This is a genomic window from Lipingzhangella rawalii (genome assembly GCF_031628175.1).
Lineage (GTDB): Bacteria > Actinomycetota > Actinomycetes > Streptosporangiales > Streptosporangiaceae > Lipingzhangella_A > Lipingzhangella_A rawalii.
In genome coordinates this window covers 293,216-312,798 of record NZ_JAVLVT010000004.1, presented here as the reverse complement: position 1 = coordinate 312,798, position 19,583 = coordinate 293,216, and the positions used below count along the sequence as shown (strand labels likewise).

Here is a 19,583-nt window from a genome sequence, read left to right as displayed (position 1 = left end):
CTCAGCGCCGTCCCGTCCAGATCGGCCGGCGCTTATACCCCGCCGGCAGCTCGTAGGAGGACATGTCGAAGACCTGGAGGTCGATCTCCCGTTTCACGTTGGTGCCGTCCTGGTAGGTGACGGTGCTGGTGACGCGGGCCGTGTCCGCGCCCGCCTCCAGCGCCTCGATCACACCGGAGTAGCGTTCCGCGATCACGGAGCGCCGGACTTTACGGGTGCGGGTGACCTCGTCGTCGTCGGGGTCGAACTGTTTGTGCAGCAGAACGAACCGCCGGATCTGGATGCTCGCGCTCAGGTCGGTGTTCGCGCGGTACACCTCCTCGGCGATCAGGTGGTACACCTCGCTGCGCTGCGCGAGGTCGGTGTAGGTGGTGTAGGAGAGGTGTTCGTGCTCGGCCCAGGAGCCCACCGTGGTGGGGTCGATGGTGATGATTGCGGTGATTCCGGACCGGTCGGGGGAGCCGACAGTCACCGCCTCCTCCACGAAGGGGGAGAACTTGATCTTGTTTTCGATGAAGGCGCTGGAGAACCGGGTGCCGTCGCTGGCCTGGAGAACGTCCGAGGCCCGGTCGATGACCACGAGGTGCCCACTGTCGTCGAGGTAGCCGGCGTCGCCGGTGTGTAGCCAGCCCTGCGGATCGACCGCGGCGCGGGTGGCCTCGTCGTTGCGGTGGTATCCGTGGAACACCGATGCCGAGCGCAGCAGGATCTCGCCGGAATCGTCGATGGCGACGTCGGTTCCGGGGATGGGAACCCCCACAGTGCTGAACCGGACGTCGTCGTCGCGGTGCACCACCGCGATGCCGCAGATTTCGGTCTGTCCGTAGATCTGTTTGAGGTTGACGCCGATGGCGTGGAAGAACCGGAACACGTCCGGGCCCAGTGGGGCACCACCGGTGTAGCAGCGTCGGATCCGCGCGAGGCCGAGCTGGTCGCGTACCGGACGCAGCGCCACCCAGTCCGCGAGCCGGTGGGTCAGGCGCCCGAGCGGCCCCGGGCGCCGACCGCTCACGCGGAGTTCGGCGGTGCGTTCGCCCACGCGATATCCCCAGGCGAAGACGGCCCGCTTGAGCCAGCCCGCCTCGTCGATACGCACCTGCACCTCCGAGAGCATCGACTCCCAGATGCGGGGTGGACTGAACATCACGTCGGGGCCGATCTCGCGGAGGTCGGCCCGTTGCGTTGCTGCCGCCTCCGGAAACGACAGGGGCAGGCCGGTGGACAAGCCGCAGGCCACCGCGAGCATCTGTTCGCCGATCCAGGCCAGGGGGAGGAAGGAGACGTAGCGGTGCCGGTCGGTGATGGGGTCGACCGCGGTGAGGTTGGCGGCCATCGCCAGCAGGTTGCGGTGGGACAGCGTGCCGAGCTTGGGGCGGGAGGTGGTGCCCGAGGTGGTGCAGATCACCGCGATGTCGCCGGGGTCACCGGCTGCGATCTGCTGGTCCAGCCAGCCGGGATGATCCCGTTCCCACTCCCGGCCGTCCTGCTCCACCGTGGTGAACTCCCGCAGCCACGGCTCGGTGTAGCGCTCCAGGCCGTGTGGGTCGTAGTAGACGGCCCACCGGAGCTGGGGTAGCTGCTGCTCCAGCTCGATGAGCTTGTCCACCTGCTCCTGGTCCTCGGCGATGGCAACCCGAACCTCGGCAAGACCGAGGATGTGCACGACCTCGTCGCCGATGCTTGTCGGATAGACCCCGACCACGGCCGCACCGATCGACTGGGCGGCGATCTCCGCGATGAGCCATTCGGGGCGGTTGTCGCCGACGACCGCGACCACGTCCCCGGCCGTGACCCCCAGTGCGGCCAGGCCGTGCGCGAAGTCGCGGACCCGTTGGTGGTACTCCTGCCAGGTCAGCGGCTGCCAGATCCCGTAGCGCTTTTCCTGGAGCGCGAGGCGGTGGGGGGTGGTGGCCGCCCGTGTGGCCAGAAGCCGGGGAAACGTGGTCTCGGGTGGGGTCTCGACGTCGGGGTGTGCGTGCGTCGCGGTATTCGTGGCGCCATCGGGGGCGACGGAGGTGGTGGGGCCCGTGCGGGCGTGTTCGCTCACTGTTCCACCGCCTCACTCGCCGCGCTGCCGAGGTAGGCGGCGATGACGTCCGGGTTGCGCTTCACCTCGGCTGGGGGGCCGTCCGCGATGACGCGTCCGAAGTCCAGGACGGTGACCTGGTCGGAGATGTCCATCACCACGTTCATGTCGTGCTCGATCAGCACGACGGTGACCCCGGCCAGTTCGTGTACGTCGAGAATGAACCGGGCCATGTCCTCCTTCTCCTCGGCGTTCATCCCGGCCATGGGCTCGTCGAGCAGCAGGAGTCCCGGCTGCATACACAGGGCGCGGCCGAGCTCGGTGCGCTTCTGGATGCCGTAGGCGAGGGCGCCGACCGGGGTGTTGCGCACCTCCTGGATGTCGAGAAGGTCGATGACCTCCTCCACCAGCTCCCGGTGTGCGATCTCTGCACGTCGGGCCGGGCCGAACCACAGCAGCGCGGGGAGCAGCGCTGTGGACATGTGGATGTGTCGACCCAGCATCAGGTTCTCCAGCACGGTCAGGTGGGAGAACAGCTCGATGTTCTGGAAGGAACGCGCGACCCCGAGCCGGGCGATCCGGTGTGGGGGGCGGCCCGCCAGCTCGTGTGGACCGCGGTCGGTGTGCAGGGTGATGGAACCCTGCTGGGGCCGGTACAGGCCGCTCACGCAGTTGAGCAGACTGCTCTTTCCCGCCCCGTTCGGGCCGATCACCGAGTGGATGTGGCCCTGGACGACGTCCAGGGAGACCGCATCGAGGGCCTGGACTCCACCGAATCCCAGGGAGAGTCGGGAGCACTCCACTACGGTCTCGCCCGGAGTGAGCCGGCTGCCGTTGAGGTCATGCCGGTAGGCACGGGGGATCACCTGCCATCTCCTCCCTGTTGTGCCGGACGTCGCGGCTGACTGTGAGTGGAGCCACAGTATGATTCCACTATCTGCAAATCAATAGGTTTGATCTGAAAATCCACTTGCTCTGATAATCTGTCGTGACGCGATATACGGAACTGGATTGCTCTGGAGGGAGGCGGTGGGTGGCAGAGTCAGCAGCGTCAGCTCCTTCTCCCCGCCCGGAGGCCCGTGGAACCCTGGGAACCGTGCGCAATGCCGTGGCCCTGTTGGACCTGTTGAGTGACGGGCCGGCCTACCAGCACCTCAACGACCTCTCGGAACGTTCCGGGCTGTCGGTTGCCACGGCACACCGCCTGCTGCGTTCGCTGGTGCTGGCCGACCTGGTCGAACAGGACCCCCGCACCTCCCGCTACGGCCTCGGCCCCGGGGTGACCCGGCTCTCGGAGCGTTATCTCGGGCGGCTGCCGGTCCTGGGGGCCCTCGCCCCCTACCTGGTGCGCCTGCGCGACGCCACCGGCCACACGATCCAGGTCGCGCTTCTGGTCCGGGGAAGCGTGGTCTACGTCGATCGGGTCGACGGGGCGGACGGCGGGCTCTACCGCGAAGCCCACCGGGTACGTCCGGCCCTGTCCACCGCCGCCGGCCGCATCCTGGCCGCGGGCGCCGAGGACGTCGCCTGGGGGCAGGCCCTGGAGACCGCCGAGCCCGAACTGCGGGAACAGGGAGAGAAAGAGCGGGACACCTGGCGTCAGGCCCCCTACCTCTGCCTGGCCGCAACCGAGGCGGGCATGGCGGGTTCGGTGCTGTCCCAGCCCGAGCCCCTGGAGGTCGCGGTCGGGGTTCCGGACAGTTCGGGACGCCCCGTCGCCGCGCTGGCGGTGACCCCGGACGAGCTGCCCCAGGACCGGATTGAGCCGTTGGCCCGCCAGCTGGTCCAGGCCGCAACAGCCGCGGGAAGGACACTGAGCCATGGCTGAGGACTGGGCACACCGCTGGACTCGGGCCGCTGAGGAACTCGTCTGGGACACGCCCTGGTCGCGGTTGTACACCCCCGAGGAGCCCTACGGCCGGTGGTTCACCGGCGGCCGACTCAACATCGCCACCAACTGCGTGGACCGTCACGCCGAACGCGAGGGGGACCGCCCCGCCCTGCTGTGGGAAGGCGAGCCGGGCGACCGACGGGCGTTCACCTATGCCGAGCTTCGCGGTGCGGTACGCACCGCGGCCGCGATGCTGCGCGGCCTCGGCGTGGGCGCCGGAGACCGGGTGGCCCTGCATCTGGGCTGGCTGCCAGAGACCGTGGTCGCGATGTTGGCCTGTGGACGCCTCGGTGCCGTGCACACCATCCTGCCGACCCCACTACCCGCCGAGGCATTGGCCGAACGGCTCGACGACTTCCAGCCCAAACTCCTGCTGACCCAGGACGGAGCGTGGCGGCACGGAACGATCCTGCCGCTGAAGGCGCGCGCTGACGAGGCCCTGTCCGCGGTGGGTGGGGTGGAGCAGACGATCGTGATCCGGCGAACCGGGGTCGACGTCTCCTGGTACGCCGGGGACCGCTGGTGGCACGAGGCCACCGGTGTCGAAACCTGCACAGAACCCGAGCGGCCCGAAGCCCGCGCCGCAGAGCATCCACTCCTGGCCACCCCGATGGCGAACCGCCGTGGTCGCCCCGTTTCCGCCGTTCACGGCACGGCCAACGTCCTCGTCACCGCGTCGACGATCCACCGCTACGGAATGTCCCCCGGGGGCGTCTTCTGGTGCGCCGGAGACATCACCTGGCTCGGCGCCCAGGTGCACGGCGTGTACGGGCCGCTAAGTCGTGGAGATACCGCGGTGATGTTCGAGGGAACCCTGGACGTGCCGAATCGGGACCGCACCTGGGACATCGTGGAACGCTACGGGGTGCAGACCATGGTCACGTCGCCGTCGGTGGTGCGGCGGCTGCGCGGTTGGGCGCGCCGGGCCCCGGACCAGTGCCGCGTCTCCACACTACGGCGCATCGTGACGCTGGGGGAACCGATCGAACCGGACCTGACCCGGTGGCTACGCGACCAGATCGGTACGGGCGGTCTGGACATCGCCGACGGCTGGGGCCAGGTGGAGCTGAACGGGGTGGTGCGGCTGGACCGCCCGGTCGACGCCACCCGCATCCCCGAGCCGGGACTCGCGATCGTGGACGAGAACGGCGCCACGGTCGCCTCCGGGGAGCGGGGTGAGCTGGTACTGACCAACCCCTGGGCGGGGATGCTGCGCGGCTTGGAGGGGGTGGGGGCCGAGGACGCGGCCCGGCACTGGCGCCGCTACCCCGGCAGTTACGCCACCGGGGACGTGGCCAGCTACCGGGACACGGGCGATCCGCACCGGCCCGAGCTGATCTTCCACGGCCGCCTGGACCAGGTCATAAGCGTGTCCGGACAGCTGGTCTCGCTGACCGAGGTGCGGGAGGCCCTCCTGGCGCACCCCTTCGTGGCCGACGCCGAGGTGTGCGAGCGCAGTGACCCGCGATTGGGCCGGTCCCTGGCGGCGGCCGTAGTGCTCGCCACGGGGGTCTCCACTGACAACACCACGACCCTGGCCCGGGACCTCTTGGACGCGGTGCGGGAGGTCCTGGGTGGGCTGGCCCGCCCCCGCGCGCTGTGCTTCGTGGACCGGTTCGGCCCGGAACTGTCCGCGGAGGCACGCCGCCGCGCCCTCGCGGTGTTGCTGGCCGGAGCCGGTGAGGAGCCATGCACGCTCACCTGGGATCAACTGCTGGCGGCCGCCCGGGAGGATCCCGTTCCGGGCCGATAGCGCATCGGGTGATCGGACGGCACCTCCACGACGCAGATCGGCAGACCGTCCGGATCGGCGGTCCACATCTCGTCCAGTCCCCACGGCTCCCTGCGCGGCTCCCGAGTTATCGGCGCGCCGCGTTGCACCAGCTCACGGTGGGCCTGGTCCAGGTCGGGAACCTGGATCCACAGCTGGGTCGCACCGGGTTCCGGGCCCCGGTCCGAACTGCGGGACAGTTCCAGAAAGCCACCGCCGAGGAAGTAGACGGTGCCCCGGCCGGGGCCGGTGCCGAACTCCCGGAACACCGACAGGCCCAGGATCTCGCCGTAGAAGTGGCGGCTGCGTTCCGGATCGCGCGGGTGGAGCAGAATCCGACTGCTGAGCACGTGCACCATGGCCCCACCCTAGAGCCGCAGTGACCCACCGACATGGTGCGCGGGCGGCGTGCCCGAGCAACGCCCCACCCCACGGGCGCCTACCGCTGGCGGAAGCCCGGAGGTGACGCTTGCACAGTTATTACCGAACCTTGAGCGCGACTTTCCCGGCTTCCGAGCACCCCTAGCAACAAGAGGGATGGTCGGTGAACCGGGCCGCGCCGCGTGCACGTGCCGTCCCGACGACTGTGCCGTCCCAACTGCAATGAGGGAGGGTCCATGAACGAGACACGGATCCACGGGTGGGCGGCCGGAGCGGCGGTCCTCCTGCTCGTGGTCGGGCTGTTCCACCTGGTGCAGGGCTGGGTTGCGTTGATGCAACCCGAGCACTTCATGGTGGCGGGCGGAGAGCTGGTCGTTCTCAACTTCACCGCCTGGGGGACCATTCTGGTGGTCTGGGGTGCACTGATGGCACTGGCCGGCCTCGCGGTGTTCACCGCACAGATGTGGGCGCGCACGATCGGGGTGGCCCTCGCGGCCATCAGTATCCTCGTGCAGCTCACGTTCCTGTTCGCGTTCCCGCTGTGGTCGCTGGCCGTGGTCGCCATCAACCTCATGATTGTCTACGGTCTCACCGCCGGATTCGCGCAGATGTCCGGGCAGCAGGGGCCGGCCGCGGCGAGCGCCTACGCGTCCGGCCGCTCTGATGCGCGGGAGGCCCGGGAGGGCAAACACGCGATGCCCCGCCAGGAGGACCGGCGGGACCAGGAGTCCTACGCGATGTCCGGGGGTGCCGCCGCCTCGGGCGCGGGTGGCGAGGCGATGACGTCGACGCGGGACACCGCCACGTCGGCGACGGGCCAGGATGCCGATGAGGGTACGGACTCCATGGGAGGCCGTCCCACCTGAGTCGAGCTGGGGCGGTTCCCCTCCCTGCGCGGATTCGAGCGGAACCGTCCCCAGCGCTGGTCCTACCGTCCGGTCGCGGAGTGGTCGAGCTGCTCCACACCACCCCGCGCGGTTGTGCTGTCCGGGAAAAACCGGCGCGCCCACAGCGACACGTACACCAGGCCCACCAGGACCGGGACCTCGATCAGGGGGCCGACCACCCCGGCGAGGGCCTGTCCGGAGGTCACACCGAACACGCCGATGGCCACCGCGATCGCCAGCTCGAAGTTGTTTCCGGCGGCGGTGAAGGCCAGGGTGGTGGAGCGTTCGTAGCTGAGCCGGATGGCCCAGCCCAGCAGCATGGACAGTCCCCACATCAGCGCGAAGTACAGCAGGAGCGGTACCGCCATCCGGGCCACGTCCAGCGGGTTCGCCGCGATCGCCTCGCCCTGGAGCGCGAACAGCAGCACGATCGTGAACAGCAGCCCGTACAGGGCGAACGGGCCGATGCGGGGAAGGAACCGCTGTTCGTACCACTGCCGACCGCGTAGGCGTTCACCGACAGTGCGGGTGAGGTAGCCCGCCAACAGTGGGATTCCGAGGAAGATCAGCACGTTCTTGGCGATCATCCAGGCGGAGACATCCATGCCCGCCTGCTCCAGCCCCAGCCAACCGGGCAGGACCGCCAGGTAGAACCAGCCCAGCACGCCGAACAGCAGGACCTGGAATACCGAGTTGATGGCGACGAGCACCGCCGCGGCATCCCGGTCGCCCCGCGCCAGGTCGTTCCAGATGATCACCATGGCGATGCAGCGGGCGAGGCCCACGATGATCAGACCGGTCCGGTATTCGGGCAGGTCGGCCAGAAAGATCCAGGCCAGGGTGAACATGAGCAGTGGGCCGACGAGCCAGTTGAGCAGAATCGAGGGGACGAGCAGCCGGTAGTCCCGGGTGACGGTGTCCAGCCGGTCGTAACGCACCTTCGCCAGGACCGGATACATCATCAGGATGAGTCCCAGGGCGATCGGCAGGGACACGCCGTCCACTTGGATGGCCTCCAGTGCGGAGTGCAGCCCCGGTACCTGGTGGCCCAGCAGCAGTCCCGCAGCCATCGCCAGGCCGATCCACAGGGGCAGGTAGCGGTCGAGTGTCGAGAGTCGGCGGGTGGGTGCGTCAGTCCCGGCAGGGACATCCGCCTGCGGTTCGGTCATGGACAGGCCTCCCGAGGCCCGGGACGCGGGGTGCCCACGTCCCGGCCTTCGTATCAGTTCAGGTTTATATAAATCGCGGCTGATATGTTAGGCCGTAGGTCGTCGACAGACAACGTCGCACCCCGCCCGCCCCAAGGAGGTTTTCCGTGTCCGTGTCCCCCACCGCGAGTGTTCTGTTCGTCTGTGTGCACAATGCTGGCCGGTCCCAGATGGCGGCAGCGTTCCTCCGGCACCTGTCCGGTGGTGCGGTGGAGGTCCGGTCCGCGGGGTCGGCTCCGGCCCGGGACGTGAACCCGGTGGCCGTGGCCGCGATGACCGAGGAGGGGATCGATATCTCATCCGCCCAGCCCACAGTGTTGACCCCGGATACGGTGCAGGCCAGTGACGTGGTGGTGACCATGGGCTGTGGGGACGCCTGCCCGGTTTTTCCCGGGAAGCGCTACCTGGACTGGGAACTGGACGACCCGGCCGGTCAGGACCTCGCCGCGGTGCGCCCCATTCGGGACGAGATCCGGCGACGGGTCACCGAGCTGCTCCAGGAGCTGGGCGTCGGCCCGACCCAGGCTCCACGGTGACCGCCTGGCGGGTGCACGGGACAGGGTGGTTGACCGCGCGGTGCCGACATGGTGATATCAGAACATGTTGATGTCTCGCTCGCTGGAGACGGCGGCGGTCACACTCTTCGGTGATCCGCTGCGGGCCCACATCGTCCGTCTGCTGGCCACCGAGCAGATGTGCACCTGCCACCTGATCGAGGAGACCGGGGCTCGCCAGCCCACGGTCAGCCACCATCTGCGGATCCTCCGCGAGGCGGGGTTCGTCACCGCCGAGTCCCACGGCCGGTTCACCTACTATCGGCTGCGTCCCGAGGCCCTACGCGCGTACCTCGACGACGCCGCCGCACTGGCGGAGGCGGCCGAGGCCGCCCAGCAGCACCGACGGCCCTGCTGAGGCCCGTCCGGGGCTGCCCGCGGGCCGCCGCTCATTCGCCCGGGCGGCCGGGGTTCGGCGTGTCCGTGGGGGGCACCGTGGTGCCGGAGTCGGCCCCGGTCGCGTCGGGATCGGTCTGGGGTGCGGTCCGGAGTTGTGCCCGCAACTCGGCGAGCTCGGTGTGCAGCTGTGCGTTCTGGGCCTGGATCTGTTGGATCTCGTTGAGGATGCGCTGGCGGGAGGCGTCGGCCTGGTGCTCGTAGCCGGTGTCCAGGTGCACGTTCTCGAAGGCGTCCACCGCCACCGCGATGAACCAGTTCAACACGATGAACGTGGACAGCAGGATGAAGGCCACGAAGAAGATCCAGGCCAGCGGGTGTTCCTCCATGATGGGCCGGGCGATCACGTCGGCCCAGCTGTCCCCGGTCATTACCTGGAACAGGGAGAACAGGGAGGAGCCGAGGTCGCCGAAGTGCACCGGGTCGGTCTCCTGGAACAGCAGGGTGGAGATGACTCCGGAGACATACATCAGGAGCACCAGCAGGACACCGATCGATGCCATTCCGGGAAACGCCTTGAGTACGCCGGCGACCACCCGCCGCAGGGAGGGGATCGCTGACAACAGCCACAGCACCCGCAGCACACGGAGTACCCGCATCACGGTGAACGGGCCCAGGGTGGGGACGAGTGCCAGCAGCACAATGGCGAGGTCGAATACGCTCCACGGGTTGCGGAAGAAGGAGAGCCGCTTCACGTACACCCGCAGGGTCATCTCCACGATGAACAGCATGAGGAACATGCGGCTGATTCCGCGCAGGAGGTCCCCGTGCGCCTCGCGCAGCTCCGGAACCGTTTCCAGGCCCAGGATGATGCCGTTGATGAGGATCAGTGCGATGACCGTGTTCTGGAACCAGGTGGTCTCGACCACGCCTGCAACGCGTTCGCGCAGGGGCACGGCTCAACTCCCTCGTACTCTCGACCTGGTTGGGGGACCTGTCGAGCTTACTCGTGCCGATCCGGACAGGCCGAGCCGTATGGGTTCAATTCCTGGCTCTTCGGGTGGCGTGGGCCGGGGTCGTGCCGGAGGCGCCGGCGCTTATGCAGGGTCCTATCGGTCCTGTTGCGTCAGCGTGTCGGGGGGCGTTCCGGGGGAATCGTCCGGCTGGGCGGTCGTTTCGGTGCCACCCTGGGCGGAGCGCAGCTCGGCCACCTCACTACGCAGGGAGCGCAGTTCGGCCAGGATCGCATCCTGGTTGGACTGCGAGGTGGACACGAAGTCCTCGTCCGCCACCTGGGTGGGAGGCAGGGCGTCCACCGCCACCGCGATGAACAGGTTCAGCGCGATGAACGTGGACGCCAGGATGAACAGCACGAAGAACGGCCAGGCGATCATGTGATCCTCGGACAGCTCCCGGGCGATCGCCCCCCAGCTGTCACCCGTCATGATCTGGAACAGTGTGGCCATCGAGGTGGGCAGGTCGGCGAAGTGCCTGGGGTCGGTCTCCTGGAACAGCTTGGTGGCCATCACCGCGGCCACGTACATCAACAGCCCCAGCAGGGCGCCGATCGAGGCCATCCCCGGTAGCGCCCGCAACAGCCCGGCCACCACCCGCCGCAGCGGCGGCACCATCGTCAACAGGCGCAGGACCCGCAGGATGCGCAGGACCCGCAGGACCGCGAACGGGCCGGAGGCGGGAATCAGCGCGATTGCGACGATGACGAAGTCGAACACGCTCCACGGGTCGGTGAAGAATCGGCCGCGGTAGGCGTAGATCCGCAGGGCCAGTTCCACCACGAACACCGACAACATCGCGCCGTCGGCGGTCAGCAGGAGCTCCCCGTAGCGGTCCATGATCTCCGGGGAGGTCTCCATGCCCAGCACCACACCGTTCACCACGATCAACGTGATGATGGTGTTCTGAAAGAAGGGGGCTTCGACCACCCCCTGCACCCGTTCCCGCAAAGTCACCGGTAGCTCGCTCCGCTGCATGTCCTGGTGGCATGGCCCGCAGGCGAGGCTACCGGTGCTTTTGTCCTACCTCGTGTCGCTCCTCAGTCGCGCACCTGCTGGCTGGCGGGCTCCCAGCACTCGATCTCCCCGCGCAGCTGGGGAAGCCGGTCCCGGGTGAACACCGGGTCGATCCCCTGGCGTCGCTGGTCCTGGTAGTCCCGCAGCAGCAGTGCCACCATCCAGGCCAGCGGGGCGATCCCGAGCAGGTTCACCAGCGCCATAACCCCCATCGTGGTGTCGGCGAGGCTCCACACGATCTGCACGTCCACCACGGACCCCAGGAACAGGGCGCACAGGAACACCAGCTGGAAACCGAACAGCACACTGGACCGCGGTGTGATGAACAGCATGTTCGCCTGCCCGTAGAAGTAGTTGCCCAGCACCGAGCTGAACGCCACCAGGAGCAGGATCACCGTCAACAGGTGCAGTGCCCAGGGGCCCAGCGCGGTCTGAAGCGCCTCCTGGGTCATCACCGGGCCGCGCTCCTCGCCGTAGGTCGGGTTGGACAGCAGGATCACGAACGCTGTCACCGAGCACACCACCAGCGTGTCGAAGTACACGCCGAGCGTCTGCACCAGTCCCTGCTTGACGGGGTGGCTCACCGAGGCGCTGGCTCCGGCGTTGGGGGCCGAGCCCAGACCGGCCTCGTTGGAGAACATGCCGCGGCGTACACCCTGCACGATGACCGTGCCGAGGGTCGCGCCGGCAACCTCACGCAGCCCGAACGCGCTCTCCACGATCAGCCCGAATACTGCCGGGACCTCGTCGATGTACAGGGCCATCACCACGAGGCCGAGCACGATGTAGATCAGCGCCATGAGCGGAACCAGGGCCTGGGTGACGTGGGCGATACGGCGCACCCCACCGAAGATCACCACTGCGGCCAGGGTGACCAGCACCACGCCGACGGTGGGGGCGAGCCACAGCGGAGCCTCCGCACCGGTTGCCTGTTCCATCGAGGAGCTCAACGCCCCGGTGATGGTGTTGGTCTGCACCGCACTGAACACGAACGCGAAGGTGAGCACGATCGTGACGGCGAAGATGATTCCGGCCCAGCGGGCCCGCAGCCCACGTTCCAGATAGTAGGCGGGGCCGCCGCGGTAGCCGGTGGAGTCCCGGACCTTGTACAGCTGGCCCAGCGTGGACTCCACGAAGCTCGCCGCACCCACGAGCAGCCCCATCAGCCACATCCACAGCACCGCTCCGGGGCCACCGATGGCAATCGCCCCGGCCACACCCACGATGTTGCCGGTGCCGATCCGGGCGGCCGCGGACACCGAGAACGCCTGGAAGGACGAAATGGCCTTCTTCCCGTCCGGTGCCGTTTCTGGCTGGCTGAACAGGGTGCGGAACATCTCCGGGACCAGCCGCAACTGGACCACACCCAGCCGGATGGTGAAGTACACGCTGAGCAGCGTGATCAGGGGAATCAGCAGGTACATCCAGTAGTGGTCGGTCCAGGTGACCAACCAGTCGTTGAACGGCTGGAGTGCGTGGTTGACGCCCTCCCAGAGCTCGCCGATCTCCTCCATGCTCGGGAAACTCCTCAACTAGGTCGGCGTGGAGCGGCCCCGGGTCTGCGGTGGCCGTCCGTGCGGGGTGGTGACCCCAGGTCGTCGGGGCACCACACGGACCCTAGCGGCAATGGTGGTGCTGCTCAGCCAGCCGTGTTGTCCGGGCCCTGGTCCCCGACCAGGTCGGCGTACTCCCGGTGGCGTTGGATCCAGCCCTTGACAAAGGGACAGACCGGGATCACCCGAAGGCCCCGTGCCCGTACGTCATCCAGGGCGCCGCGCACCAACTGACCGCCGATACCGCGTCCCTCGTAGGCGGGGGCGACCTCCGTGTGGGTGAACACGATCTGGTCTCGGGCATGGATGTAGTCCGCGAAGCCCGCGACGGTTCCCTCCGCGGCGTCGTCCGGATAGTCGATGGCCTCGTAGCGGTCGCGGTGGGTGGCGTTTCGCACCGTCAGGCTCATGTTCGCCCTCGCAGTTCGGTCCAGTAGGGGTCGGTGGCGCCGTGTGGGCAGGCCAGGGTGTCGCGGTCCCAACCCAGCAGGTCCGCGCCCGCCCGGTAGGCCGCCTCGTAGAAGTCCAGGACGTGGGAACGCGGGTCGGGCTCCTTGCGGGCGCGTTCGTAACGCAGCAGGGCAAGGTGCCCGTGGCCGCTGGCGATCCACTCCGCACCGGTGGGCAGGGGTTGCTCGGTGAGGCCGAGTGGCTCGGGGGCGGTGTAGGCGTAGAACGCGGGCTCCGCGACGGTGCCGCCCTCGTCACCGAACCAGAAACCGAAGCTGATGACCTGTCGGGAGTAGGCCTCACGAATCACCGAACCGGCCTCCCGCGGTTGGGTGACCACGGCGTCACTGAACCGGGTCATCGCGATGTCGAAGGTGTGCCAGAAGTGGTGCACCGGGCTGGACTTGCCCCAGTAGCCCGCGGCGAACTCCTCCAGGAGGAGATTCACCTGGCTGAGAACCTGCCAGTAGCGCTGGGCCCAACCGGCGTCATAGGCGGCGTGTTCGGTGTCCGCGGCGAACGGTCGGTCGGCGTCGGGCAGGTCGAACGGGTAGGGATGCGGGACCGGTACCCCCACGCCCAGATGGTCCAGTGCCGCGGTCAGCTCCCGGTGGAAGCTGGCCACGCTGTGCCCCGGGAGTGGCACGGTCACCTGTCCGGACGCCAGGGTGCTCACCACCAGCTGGTGGTGCAGCAGGTCCACGTCGATCGTGAACACGGGGTTTCCGTCGTTGAGGCCCATCGGCCGGGTGGTGAGACCGGTCCCGGTGAGGTGGAACGGGACGTTCCACCAGTGGTTGCGGCGCGGACTCGCCGCGAGCCGGATCTTGCCCACGATCTGGAGCCAGCGGTGCAGGGTCTGTTTGGTGGGACTCCACTCCTGGAGTGGAATCGGTGGGAACAGTTCCATGCCGGGGGTGTTCCCACTCCCGGCCGTAGGCGCGTCACCCGAAGGGCCGGACCGCGTCAGGATTTCGCCAACCCGGCGGGGTGGAGGGGTTCTCGCGGGCGTCGCCGACTGGTACCCGTGGCGGCATGTTTGGTGATTCCGGTCGGGAGAAACGAGTGAGTAAGGCGCGCGAGGAGGCCACGGAGGCCGTGGAGGGGGGAGCCGCGGTGTTTACTCCCCGCTTCACCGCGAGCCCCACCGAGTGGGGGGATCTGATCGAGGCGACCGAGTCCGTGGGCTGGGAGTTGATCGACTGGGCCGTCTCGATGGAGGTGGCCTACCCGGTGTTTCGCCGGCGGTGACCCCTGCGGTGGTGATCCGGACGCTGCCCGTGGCGGGGATCACCGTTTGGTGATCCCCGCCGGAGGTAACGTCCCTGAACAGGCCCGCAGCAGCCAGGGCTCCGGCCAGTATCGCCACGGAGAGTCGCGGTGCGGAGTGGGCGACAGTGCGCGACAGTAGTCAGGGCCGGGTACGGCGAGAGGGTGCGATGACGGGGGGAACCGCGTGCTGGACGCGCTGACGCAGCTGTTGCCGTATGTGCTGGGGCTGGTGGCGGCACCCACCGGGATCATTGCGACGATCGTGCTGCTCATGGCTTCGGGCGGCCGTGTCAAGGCCGGCGCCTTCACGGTGGCCTGGGCCGTGGCGGTGCTCGTGGTGGGCCTGCTGGTGGCGCTGCTCAGCGCCGCGGCCAGCACCGGGGACACCGGTCCGGCCGCGGGCACGCAGGTGGACTGGGTGGCCTGGGTGCAGACCCTGCTCGGGCTGCTGCTGATTGTGCTGGCTCTGCGCATCCTGCGTCGGGGACTCCAGCGTCCTGCGGATACCGAGCCCGAACCGCCCCGGTGGCTGGCCGCGATGGACGGGATGACGGTCCCGGGGGCGATGCGGCTGGCGCTGGTGCTGGCGCTGCTCAACCCGAAGAATCTCGCGATGATCGTGGGTGGCGGAGCGGTCATCGGCTCATTCGGGCTCGGGCTCACCGCGGCCGCGGGGGCCACGGCCGTGTTCGCGGTCCTGGGCAGTATCGGGGTGCTCGCACCGATCGTGGCCGTTGCCCTGCGTGGCGGGGCCGGAGATGAGGCGCTGCGCCGTGCCCGGGCCTGGCTGGACATCCACGGCGACTCGGTGACCATGACGGTGCTGTTTGTCTTCGGCGGGGTGTTCCTCGCCCAAGGGCTGGGGGATCTCACGGGGTGAAGCACGGGTGTGCCCGCTGCCCCGTACCCCGAGCCGCCCGGCTTCCCACCCGCGTGCCTGCTCCTCAGCACCCTCATCGGCCTTTTACACCCCCCATCAGCCTTTCGTGGCCCCTGTGCGCTGGGGGTTGGCCCCGAGACAGCAGAGCCGCCCGAATTCCGCCCAGGGGCCAGGTTCGGGGGCGTGCCCCCGCGCGGACCACGGCCCGGGTGTTACGGGCTTCGTGGGGGAGTTGGGGTCGCGTTCGGGAGTGACGCTGCGGCCGTGTCGGCCGGCTGGACGATTCGCCGCCGCGTGTTCCCCGAGGGCTGCTTCTTCATCAACGCCAACGCCGAGTACGACGCCCGCCCCGGGTCGGTCCGCGACGCCCTCGCCACCTTCGCCCGCACGTGGTGACCCGCATGGCCGGGGCCGCAGCCGAGGCCGTCGTTATCGGAGAGCTCGCCCCGGCCACGGATCCGGAGCAGCTCGCCTTCGAGGTCGAGGCCCTGACCCGCATCGCGGACGCGTACTCCCTGCTCCTGGAGGAACCCGCGGCTTACGAGACCGCGCCCGCACCGTGACCTGGCCCGGCTGCCCGCCGTGCCGCGCTCGCTTCGCGGGTCCTACCAGCCCGGGGGTAAGCGGCAGGCGGCGGGGAGGCTATGACGGAACGTGTCCGGGGGAGCGCGCATGGTCCAGGTAGGCGTCGCGGCGTTGGCTGGAAAACGCAGGGAGAGGACGAGCTGGGTCGTCGGCAGCGGATTCGATGAGGTCAGAAGTCCCCGGCAACGGTTTGGAGGTGCGTCGTGGTGAGTAGCGGGTAGTTCGCTCCGGCGAGTGCTCCACTGGTGGCGCCCGTGCCCCCGCCTACGGGAACGTGGGGCGGGCAGTCGATGTGGGAGGTGTTGACCTTGAGTACGCCACCGTTGTCGACGAGGGACACCACGTGTTCGAGGACGTCCGGGTCGCGTGCCCAAACCGAGTTGCGTAGCCCGTAGGTGTTGCTGTTGACCAGATCGACCATCGCGTCCAGCAAGGCGGTGTCCTCGCCGTCGCTCCCGTCGGGAACGACCACCGGGAGCAAGGGGAAAAAGGTCTCCTCCTGAACGACGCTCAGGAGCCGAGCCGCGCGTAGTCCGTCAACACGAACGACGGTGGGCTCCGCAAACAATCCGGTATGGGCTGGGGTGCCGTCGGCGGTGACAATCCGGCCGCCGCAGCAGATTTGTGCGCCGTGCTCCTGACATTCGGACACGGCTCGCCGGAATCCGCCGCGGTTGAACAACGGGCTCAGCGTTGTGTGGGGATCCTCGGGCAGGCCTGGCCGATGTTTGGCGGCCAGCGTGCAGAGCCGCTCGATCAGCTCCTCCGCGATCGCGGGGTGGACGACCGCCCAGTTGGGGGCCAGGCACATCTGACCGGAGCCATGGAAACACTCCGCGAGGGCGGCCGCTGCTCCCGACACGTCGGCGTCGTGCCACACGAGCACCCCGTCGTTACCGGACAGTTCCAGGACGGCCTTCTTCTCGTGCGTCACACACTCACGTTCCAGGCTCCTGCCGCGCTGGCTGATCCCGAAGTAGCAGATGTCCGCGACCTCCGGGCTCTCCAGCCACTCGCGCACGCAGTTCCGGTGCTCGGCGCATACGACGTTCAGTACCCCTGCGGGTACCTGGTCCGCTTCCAACACCGGGATGAGTACCTCATGGAGCAGATAGGCCAGGGCGACGGGCATACTCCGGGGGACCCGGACCACCACCGTGTTTCCGGCGAACAATGCCATGGCGCCGAGCAGCCCGCACAGTGCCGGCCCATTCCGTGGTGGATCGACGCACACCAAACCGTCCGGCCGGCGACGTACCACGACCTGCTGCGGCCCGCTCTGCGGCATCTGCTGTAGCTGCGTGGCGTACCACTGCAGTGCCGCAGGGGCCAGCGCGTTCAGCATGGCGCCGAGCTGCCACTCGGCCATTGGCCGTGGGCAGCCCTCCGCCATGAGCAACCGAATAAGTGTGTCTTGATGGACGGCCAGGCGCATACGGACCGCTGCCGCGAGCTGCAACCGTGTGGACACAGACGTGGCGCGCCATGGCCGACGCGCGACCGCGGCCGCTGCCAGGGCAGCCTTGCGCACCTGCGTATCGCTGCCACACATTGAACCTAGGACGTGTGGGTGATCGTCCCATTCGTCGCCCGCTGCGGTGGTGAAGTGGTGTGCCAAGCTGCGTGAGGCATCGGTACTCAGGACAGCGCGAATGTGCAAACCGTAACAGCGCTCAGTGGTCCAGACACGTTCGGCGTTGACGTAGCACGGATAGTGGAAGCCCTGGCTGGGTGGTAGCGCGGTACTCACAGTAGGCCGTCTGCGAGGTCGAGCTGGCTTGCTGCCGCGGCGTCGTGCGCGAACACCGAGTCCTCGGCGAGGAGCGCGACCCCGAAGGTCTGATTCACGGCCTCCACGAACGGCTGCCGGGCGTACAGTGGCAGCTCCGCGACCGTGATTTCGGGAGGAACAAGGTCGACCTCAGCCTCAGTGATGTCAAAGGCGAAGACCTCGACGCGTTCGCAAGAACCGGAACCGGTGCGGATCTCGGCCGTGGCCGTTCCGCTGCTGAGATCGGCGGTGAAGTCGAAGACTTCGATGGCGGTGTCTGATGTTTGGAGCCGGAATCCGCCCTCGAAGGTGACCGATCCGGATTGCAGGTCCAGCGAGATGTCTCCCTCGCCGACCGGGTAGTGCACCCCCGGGCGTGGGGTGTCCGTAGTGAGCTCGGCCGGCTCGACCGCGGTGAGTTCCACGTCGTGATTGAGCAAGGTGCAGTTGGTCTGCTCGCTGAGCACCTTGCGGTTCCAGCCGATCTCCACCTGCGCTCGCGAGGTGTTCGCTCGCGCGGCGGTCGAAGTCAGTCCGACCGCCGCAGCTGCGGGGAGCACTAGGGAGCCAGCGAGGATGCACCGTCGGGTCACCGACATAACCGCCTCCGGTAACAAAGAGTAGTGTAAATGTACTCTGTGTATCCCCTGGGTGGTGAAGAGGAAACCGGATGGGCTGATGTGGTCAGATCACTGCTTGGTCCTGCCGCGGATTTCGCGTCGGCGTGACCGTGACACAGGCGGCAGGGTTCTACGGTCCCGGCATGAGTACACCCGAGCCCCAAATCCAGCGACCCCGCGGTGTCGGCTGGCTGGCCTACCTACTGCTGGTGAGCATGTTCTCCAACACCTACGCCGCGGCCACACTCCCGCTGGCGGTGGCCACGGCCCGACTGCCCCGTAACTAGCTCACCGCGCTCATGCCCAGCTCCCCCGCGCTGATGGCTGTGCGCGTGGTGACCGCGCTGGTCGCGGCGACCATCACCCCGGCGGCGTTCGCGATGGTCGGGCGCGCGGCCGCCCTCCGCACGGGTGGGGCAGGCCAGGGGCGGGGTCGCCGCCGGGCTCACCGTCTCCCTGTTTCTCGGGGGCCGCTCGGCGCCCTGCTCGACGCGACCCTCTCGGCTGGCGGAGCACCTTCCTCGCCGTTGCCCTGGGCAGCGTCCTGGTGGTTCTGGCTAGCCTGGTCCTACTTCCGCGCATTCCCGGCGCCTCCGAGGTGCCAGAGCCGCCCGAATTCCGCCCAGAGGGGGCAGACCGGGTGCTACCCCCACCCCCGCTCGGTCGCGCGGGTGCGCCGGTCGGGGGTGTGCACCCGGCTGCGGTAGACGATGTACGGCCGGAACAGGTAGCCCACCGGGGCGCTGAAGGCGTGCACCAGTCGGGTGAACGGCACCAGCGCGAACAGGGCCAGGCCCACCAGCACATGGATCTTGAACCCGAGGGATGCGGCCGCCATCGCGGAGACGTCCGGGGTCAGGTAAAAGATGCTGCGGAACCACGGCGAGACGGTCTCGCGGTAGTCCACAGTCTCCCGGCCGGTGAACTCGGCGCCCGCAGCCAGCAGGGTGGTGGCCAGCCCGGTCACCAACGCGAGCACCAGCACCAGGTACATGAGTTTGTCGTTGCGGGTGGTCACGCTGAACACCGGACCGTTGACACGCCGCCGGTAGATCAGCAGCGCCACCCCGCCCAGGGTCGCCACCCCGGCGATCGTGCCCAGAACCAGGGCCATGGCGTGATAGGCGGTGGAGGTGATGCCCAGCGCCGCCGTCCACTCCTTGGGGATGAGCAGCCCGACCACGTGTCCGACGATCACCAGCAGCAGCCCGTAGTGGAACACGGGACTCGCGATGCGCAGCAGCCGCGACTCGTACAGCTGGGAGGAACGGGTGGTCCAGCCGAACCGATCGTAGTGATACCGCCACACGGTCCCACCGATCAGCAGCGCCAGCACCACATAGGGCAGCGCGCCCCACAGCATCCAGT

20 protein-coding genes and 1 pseudogene are annotated in these 19,583 nt (G+C 68.5%); 9 read left to right on the top strand and 12 right to left on the bottom strand.

Annotation, left to right across the window (positions count from 1 at the left end; genetic code table 11):
- Position 1: 1 nt before the first annotated feature.
- Positions 2-2,047, bottom strand: a complete 2,046-nt coding sequence (locus RIF23_RS10975; RefSeq protein ID WP_310912372.1) for an AMP-binding protein — start codon at positions 2,045-2,047, stop codon at positions 2-4.
- Positions 2,044-2,892 (bottom strand): ABC transporter ATP-binding protein, encoded by an 849-nt coding sequence (locus tag RIF23_RS10970; RefSeq protein ID WP_310912371.1) that lies wholly within the window; start codon positions 2,890-2,892, stop codon positions 2,044-2,046. The genes RIF23_RS10975 and RIF23_RS10970 overlap by 4 nt, the downstream gene beginning before the upstream one ends.
- A gap of 167 nt (positions 2,893-3,059) precedes the next feature.
- On the opposite strand from RIF23_RS10970, the gene RIF23_RS10965 reads away from it, so the two are divergent.
- Positions 3,060-3,854, top strand: coding sequence for an IclR family transcriptional regulator (locus RIF23_RS10965; RefSeq protein ID WP_310912370.1), 795 nt, complete (start codon positions 3,060-3,062; stop codon positions 3,852-3,854).
- A complete protein-coding gene (locus tag RIF23_RS10960; RefSeq protein WP_310912369.1) occupies positions 3,847-5,670 on the top strand; it encodes an AMP-binding protein in 1,824 nt (607 codons plus the stop codon). Before RIF23_RS10965 ends, RIF23_RS10960 begins: the two co-directional genes overlap by 8 nt.
- Here RIF23_RS10960 and RIF23_RS10955 read toward each other — a convergent pair.
- Positions 5,625-6,047, bottom strand: a complete 423-nt coding sequence (locus tag RIF23_RS10955; protein ID WP_310912368.1) for a VOC family protein — start codon at positions 6,045-6,047, stop codon at positions 5,625-5,627. The genes RIF23_RS10960 and RIF23_RS10955 overlap by 46 nt on opposite strands.
- A 258-nt stretch (positions 6,048-6,305) precedes the next feature.
- Here RIF23_RS10955 and RIF23_RS10950 point away from each other — a divergent pair, with 258 nt between their 5' ends.
- Positions 6,306-6,935: a DUF7144 family membrane protein gene (locus tag RIF23_RS10950; RefSeq protein ID WP_310912367.1), complete on the top strand. Its 630-nt coding sequence runs from the start codon at positions 6,306-6,308 to the stop codon at positions 6,933-6,935.
- 62 nt (positions 6,936-6,997) lie between these two features.
- Here RIF23_RS10950 and arsB read toward each other — a convergent pair whose 3' ends face one another.
- A complete protein-coding gene (gene arsB, locus RIF23_RS10945) occupies positions 6,998-8,125 on the bottom strand; it encodes an ACR3 family arsenite efflux transporter (protein ID WP_310912366.1) in 1,128 nt (375 codons plus the stop codon).
- 152 nt (positions 8,126-8,277) lie between these two features.
- Between arsB and RIF23_RS10940 the strand changes: the two genes are divergently transcribed.
- Together RIF23_RS10940 and RIF23_RS10935 are read left to right on the top strand one after the other, a co-directional pair.
- Entirely contained in the window at positions 8,278-8,700 is a 423-nt protein-coding gene (locus RIF23_RS10940; RefSeq protein ID WP_310912401.1) for an arsenate reductase ArsC, read from the top strand.
- Positions 8,701-8,764: 64 nt separating this feature from the next.
- Positions 8,765-9,076 (top strand): ArsR/SmtB family transcription factor, encoded by a 312-nt coding sequence (locus tag RIF23_RS10935; protein ID WP_310912365.1) that lies wholly within the window; start codon positions 8,765-8,767, stop codon positions 9,074-9,076.
- 31 nt (positions 9,077-9,107) lie between these two features.
- Here the strand turns inward: RIF23_RS10935 and RIF23_RS10930 are convergent, their stop codons facing one another.
- From RIF23_RS10930 to RIF23_RS10910, 5 genes are all read right to left on the bottom strand, one after another.
- Positions 9,108-10,010 carry an ion transporter gene (locus tag RIF23_RS10930; RefSeq protein WP_310912364.1) on the bottom strand — a complete coding sequence of 301 codons (903 nt, stop codon included), beginning with the start codon at positions 10,008-10,010 and terminating at the stop codon, positions 9,108-9,110.
- A 153-nt stretch (positions 10,011-10,163) separates the two neighbouring features.
- Positions 10,164-11,024 (bottom strand): ion transporter, encoded by an 861-nt coding sequence (locus RIF23_RS10925; RefSeq protein WP_310912363.1) that lies wholly within the window; start codon positions 11,022-11,024, stop codon positions 10,164-10,166.
- Positions 11,025-11,107: 83 nt separating this feature from the next.
- On the bottom strand, positions 11,108-12,598 hold the full coding sequence (locus RIF23_RS10920) for an alanine/glycine:cation symporter family protein (RefSeq protein ID WP_407659449.1): 1,491 nt from the start codon (positions 12,596-12,598) through the stop codon (positions 11,108-11,110).
- Between the two features lie 125 nt (positions 12,599-12,723).
- Complete coding sequence (locus RIF23_RS10915; RefSeq protein ID WP_310912362.1) at positions 12,724-13,047, bottom strand: GNAT family N-acetyltransferase; 324 nt, start codon at positions 13,045-13,047, stop codon at positions 12,724-12,726.
- A complete protein-coding gene (locus tag RIF23_RS10910) occupies positions 13,044-13,997 on the bottom strand; it encodes a DUF5996 family protein (RefSeq protein ID WP_310912361.1) in 954 nt (317 codons plus the stop codon). The genes RIF23_RS10915 and RIF23_RS10910 overlap by 4 nt, the downstream gene beginning before the upstream one ends.
- 155 nt (positions 13,998-14,152) lie before the next feature.
- On the opposite strand from RIF23_RS10910, the gene RIF23_RS10905 reads away from it, so the two are divergent.
- From RIF23_RS10905 to RIF23_RS20810, 3 genes and pseudogenes are all read left to right on the top strand, one after another.
- Entirely contained in the window at positions 14,153-14,338 is a 186-nt protein-coding gene (locus tag RIF23_RS10905) for a hypothetical protein (protein WP_310912360.1), read from the top strand.
- Between the two features lie 205 nt (positions 14,339-14,543).
- Positions 14,544-15,239: a GAP family protein gene (locus tag RIF23_RS10900; RefSeq protein WP_310912359.1), complete on the top strand. Its 696-nt coding sequence runs from the start codon at positions 14,544-14,546 to the stop codon at positions 15,237-15,239.
- A 9-nt stretch (positions 15,240-15,248) separates the two neighbouring features.
- Positions 15,249-15,802: pseudogene (locus RIF23_RS20810) on the top strand (TetR family transcriptional regulator C-terminal domain-containing protein).
- 191 nt (positions 15,803-15,993) lie between these two features.
- On the opposite strand, the gene RIF23_RS10885 reads toward RIF23_RS20810, so the two are convergent.
- Positions 15,994-17,574, bottom strand: coding sequence for an aldehyde dehydrogenase family protein (locus RIF23_RS10885; protein ID WP_310912356.1), 1,581 nt, complete (start codon positions 17,572-17,574; stop codon positions 15,994-15,996).
- Complete coding sequence (locus RIF23_RS10880) at positions 17,571-18,194, bottom strand: hypothetical protein (protein WP_310912355.1); 624 nt, start codon at positions 18,192-18,194, stop codon at positions 17,571-17,573. The genes RIF23_RS10885 and RIF23_RS10880 overlap by 4 nt, the downstream gene beginning before the upstream one ends.
- Before the next feature lie 164 nt (positions 18,195-18,358).
- Between RIF23_RS10880 and RIF23_RS10875 the strand changes: the two genes are divergently transcribed.
- The gene (locus RIF23_RS10875; RefSeq protein ID WP_310912354.1) at positions 18,359-18,502 is read left to right on the top strand and encodes a hypothetical protein; all 144 of its coding nucleotides are present in this window, start codon (positions 18,359-18,361) and stop codon (positions 18,500-18,502) included.
- Between the two features lie 356 nt (positions 18,503-18,858).
- Here the strand turns inward: RIF23_RS10875 and narI are convergent, their stop codons facing one another.
- Positions 18,859-19,578 (bottom strand): respiratory nitrate reductase subunit gamma, encoded by a 720-nt coding sequence (gene narI, locus RIF23_RS10870; RefSeq protein WP_310912399.1) that lies wholly within the window; start codon positions 19,576-19,578, stop codon positions 18,859-18,861.
- Positions 19,579-19,583: the final 5 nt, after the last annotated feature.